The 3,858-nt window shown below is 44.5% G+C and carries 4 protein-coding genes and 1 pseudogene; 3 read left to right on the forward strand and 2 right to left on the reverse strand.

All coding sequences use genetic code 11. The annotated features are described in order from the left end of the window. Positions 1-472: pseudogene (locus IM475_RS06060) on the forward strand (IS4 family transposase); the annotation flags it as partial. 171 nt (positions 473-643) lie between these two features. On the opposite strand, the gene IM475_RS06065 reads toward IM475_RS06060, so the two are convergent. Next, positions 644-1,336, reverse strand: a complete 693-nt coding sequence (locus tag IM475_RS06065) for a Crp/Fnr family transcriptional regulator (protein ID WP_287659024.1) — start codon at positions 1,334-1,336, stop codon at positions 644-646. Between the two features lie 353 nt (positions 1,337-1,689). On the opposite strand from IM475_RS06065, the gene IM475_RS06070 reads away from it, so the two are divergent. Further along, positions 1,690-1,878, forward strand: a complete 189-nt coding sequence (locus IM475_RS06070; RefSeq protein ID WP_002737442.1) for a hypothetical protein — start codon at positions 1,690-1,692, stop codon at positions 1,876-1,878. Continuing rightward, on the forward strand, positions 1,863-2,159 hold the full coding sequence (locus tag IM475_RS06075; RefSeq protein ID WP_002737690.1) for a type II toxin-antitoxin system RelE/ParE family toxin: 297 nt from the start codon (positions 1,863-1,865) through the stop codon (positions 2,157-2,159). Before IM475_RS06070 ends, IM475_RS06075 begins: the two co-directional genes overlap by 16 nt. A 66-nt stretch (positions 2,160-2,225) precedes the next feature. On the opposite strand, the gene IM475_RS06080 is transcribed toward IM475_RS06075, so the two are convergent. After that, the gene (locus tag IM475_RS06080) at positions 2,226-3,677 is read right to left on the reverse strand and encodes a GTP-binding protein (RefSeq protein ID WP_287726993.1); all 1,452 of its coding nucleotides are present in this window, start codon (positions 3,675-3,677) and stop codon (positions 2,226-2,228) included. Between the last annotated feature and the right edge of the window lie 181 nt (positions 3,678-3,858).

The following is a 3,858-nucleotide window of genomic DNA, read 5'->3' on the forward strand; positions in this document are numbered from 1 at the left end:
CATTAGTAGCTTTGAATCGGCGATAACCTGTGTGCGCTGGTATAGTTATCGCTGGTTAATAGAACGCTATCATTTTGTTTTAAAAAGTGGTTGTGGATTAGAAAAACTGCAATTAGAAACGGGTCGGAGAATTGAGATGGCTTTAGCTACCTATTCAATTGTAGCTTGGAGATTACTCTGGTTAACCTATCAAGCACGCTTACACGGAGAGGAGAGTTGTGAAAGTTTTTTGGAAGAACATGAATGGCAATCTTTGTGTGCCACTATTCATAAAAAGAGTCCGCCACCTGAAAAGCCGCCCTCCTTTCGAGAAGCGGTCAGAATGATTGCTTCTCTTGGGGGGTTTTTAGGTAGAAAAGGCGACGGTGAACCTGGTGTTAAAACTATTTGGTTGGGACTGCGAAGGTAACATGATATCAGCGAGACTTGGAAACTATCTCATCAAATTAGTCCCCCCATAGAACCCCCTTGAGCCATCTTGCACACTTTTCTCTTTTTGTCAAATTTTATGTTAAGAAAGATGTGACTAATGGATAGCCTTAATAAGGGGGGTATCTGATGATTTTTAACGCCTACCTACTTAACTTTTGGATAGGATGCACAGTTAGCATTCATAGCGTGAGTCAGCAACACCGCAGAAAAATTAATTCTGACTCAAAAACAAGCTGGGCAATCCGATCAGATTATCTTGTTTAAAAAAGATCGAATTTTGTTGTCGCAATTTACCGATTAATCTTGTTACTGTTACTCTGGTAGTGCCGATGGCGCTGGCAATTTGAGCGTGAGTTAGGGGATAGGGAAGATAATAGCCTTCTACACAGGGTTGACCGTATTCTTCCAATAATAAAACCAAGAACCCCATTAATCGATCGAGGGAGCGTTTTTGACCGAGAATACTCAACCAAAATAACTTACGCTGGTATTGATGGCGAAAAGTTTCCATAACAGCCGATCGCAATTGTGGCCATTGTTCTAGGTCTTCCCAGTATAACCAGACTAATTCGGTCTCGTCTAGATGAGCTTGGGCTTGTAATTGAAAGGGAAATTGAGAAACAATCTCAAAAGGTTGACCTGCACCCACAAAACCGAGAAATACTTCCTCACTATCGGCAATAGGTGGTTGACGGGGGAATTTTTGGTCGATAACGTTAACTTGTGCCTTACCAAGAATACGAATCGCCCCAGATTCCACAAAGTATAACAGTCCGGGGCGCGTGGCTACTTTTTCATCTTTGGCAAAGGTATGGTTACGATAATGGGATTTTGCCCAGTTAAAGATTTCTGTTTCTTGACCGATTAAGGGTATAAAATCCGACGAAGGAACCGAAGAAGACATTAAAATTAATAACCCACTGGGGCGTTGAGGGAACTGTAAACTAATGTAACAAAAAATTTCTGCGATTGGGGGGGTCTTGTGGCAGCTAGATGGTTATCGGTCAATAATCCCTAAAAGTTGCGGGGATTGAGCAGATAGGAGAATTATTAAGTATTCTTAACAGTATCGCCGCCCCCATGTTACAAAAGCTAGATAATCACCCTATCTATTTTTAACTTTTTCTCGCTTTTCTGGGGACTATGGCTTAGGATAGGATGCGTAACTATAATTTTCTATCCGATGATAAATGATAGATGATAGTTGATAGATAACTTAAATTTATACTTTTCCTTAAAAACTTCGGTAAAACTTGTATGAATAGCATTAGACAAAAAGTTGAATCCCTCTTGAATCAATTACCAGATGATTGTTCAATTGAAGATATTCAGTATCATTTATACGTTCTGGAGAAGGTGCGTCAAAGTTTGAACGCTGCCTCTCTGGAGAATACAATCCCCCAAGAAGAAGTTGAGGGTCTTTTAAACAAATGGCTGATCGAGTGAATTATCGCCTTGTCTGGTCGCCCAAAGCAATTGAAGACGTGGATGCGATCGCATCTTATATTAGTCGAGATTCCCCTTCCTATGCGGCGGCCGTCGTGCGCCGAATTCTTGATATAAGCTATTCTTTAGAAAATTGTCCCCTAGAAGCGAAAAAATGCGCCGAATTTAGCGATGATACCATCCGAGAAAAGTCTGCCTATGCCTACCGTCTGATCTATCAAATTCAAGGGGCGGTAGTTATTATAGCGGCGATCGTCCATAGTAAGCATTTCTTGGATTGATCGAGTCAGTGATCAGTGATCACTGATCAGATTTGAGTTTTCAGTTGACTGATTACTGTTTACTGTTTACTGATCACTGAAAAGTCCCCCACCCCCCAATTTTGAGCCTAATTCCCGCTTAATCCGGTTGAGAATCGAGGTTTCATCGAGGGAATCGAGAATACTGGCCACCACTGCCTTCGGGCCATCGGGTCCCCAAGTGGCCCCATTAGCGAGATAGGTTTTCGTCACTTGGCCGATCGCGTAACAGGATACACCGGCAACTCCCGCTTGAGTCAGGGCGATCGAAGTATAGGGAAGGAGAGAAATGCCGCCAGTGGCAGGAATCGAGAGACCGAGCAGTCCTTTGAGGGAACTTAAGCCCAAAACCGCTAAAAATTCGCTGGCACTAATACCCCCCATATTGAGGGCAATTTTTTGTAAAAGAGCGATCGCTCCCCGACGAGTTAAATCGATGCCGTATAAGCGAGAAAGAGCGAGAATCATGGCTAGATCGATAACTGCTCCCGTAAACAGATCCAACACCGTCACTGGATTGAGAGCGATCGCCGATGCTTTGATCATCACTGCTTTTTGAATCAATTGATTAGCCCCGCGATCGCGGATAGCCATTTTGCGGGCGACAATTTGCTCGTTTACCTCGTCCGCATACAGCATAGAATTGAGTGCTACGAGCGATTTACCCTCTCGCTCTAGAATTTCCAAAATTTTGAGTTTCAGAGCTTCTATCTGGGGGTTTCCGCGAAATCGTTGCGTTTTTAGCCGCCCATCCTGCCCCTTGACGGTATCCGTCAGGAGGGGAGAGGCCGCCACCATAACAATCTCATCGGGGGAGAGTAATTCTTTCACCCGTTCTGAGGCGATTTTCTCATAGATAGCGAGGCGATCGACTTCTGGATACTGATCGATTTTATTAAAGACCAAAATCATCGGTTTTCCCGCTTCCCGCAACTTGGCCAGGGCGGAAAATTCCACTTTGGTCATATCACCAGAGATGATAAAAAGGATTAAATCCACCTGCTGCGCCACCTGACAGGCGAGAATTTCCCTCGTTTGCCCATCTACCTCATCAATACCGGGAGTATCAAGCAATTGCACCTGAGCATTACCCTGGCCGTTCAGGGTCAGACGCGCTAGATTGGGGAAAGTATCATCGCTGCTTAACTGCCAATTTACCCCTTTAATGGTGCGGGTAACTCCGTGTAGGGGACCGGTCGTAAAGATTTCTTGACCGACCAGAGCATTTAAAATCGAGGATTTTCCCCGGCCCACCAGTCCAAAAGCGGCAATTTGAATCAGGGATCGATCGAGTTTTTCTAGCAGGGCCACTAGGCGATCGATCTCCGCTTCTAGACCAATTTTCTCGATCGAGGTAAGATCGAGACGCTCAACAAGTTTGCCCAGAGAATTGCGTGCCTGATTATAGTTGAGTTCTTCTTGAATAGTGCCGACACCTCGAAGTGCTTGTTCTAGGTCTTCGGTATTCCAAGCTCGATCGAGGAACGGGTCAGAGGTCATTTCAGTTATCAGTTATCGGTTATCGGTTATCAGTGATTAAGTAGGGCTTGCTGAATAAATGTGAAATGTAGGCAAGGTAAGGTTTTTGTGGCTTTTCTCGCTCCCACAGGTGCAAGATTTTGAGAGAATTGTGCTTCCAAACCTTGCGTCTTCATCGGCCCGCGTCCTGTAGGGGCGAAGC

The organism is Microcystis sp. M061S2, from assembly GCF_020245605.1.
Lineage (GTDB): Bacteria > Cyanobacteriota > Cyanobacteriia > Cyanobacteriales > Microcystaceae > Microcystis.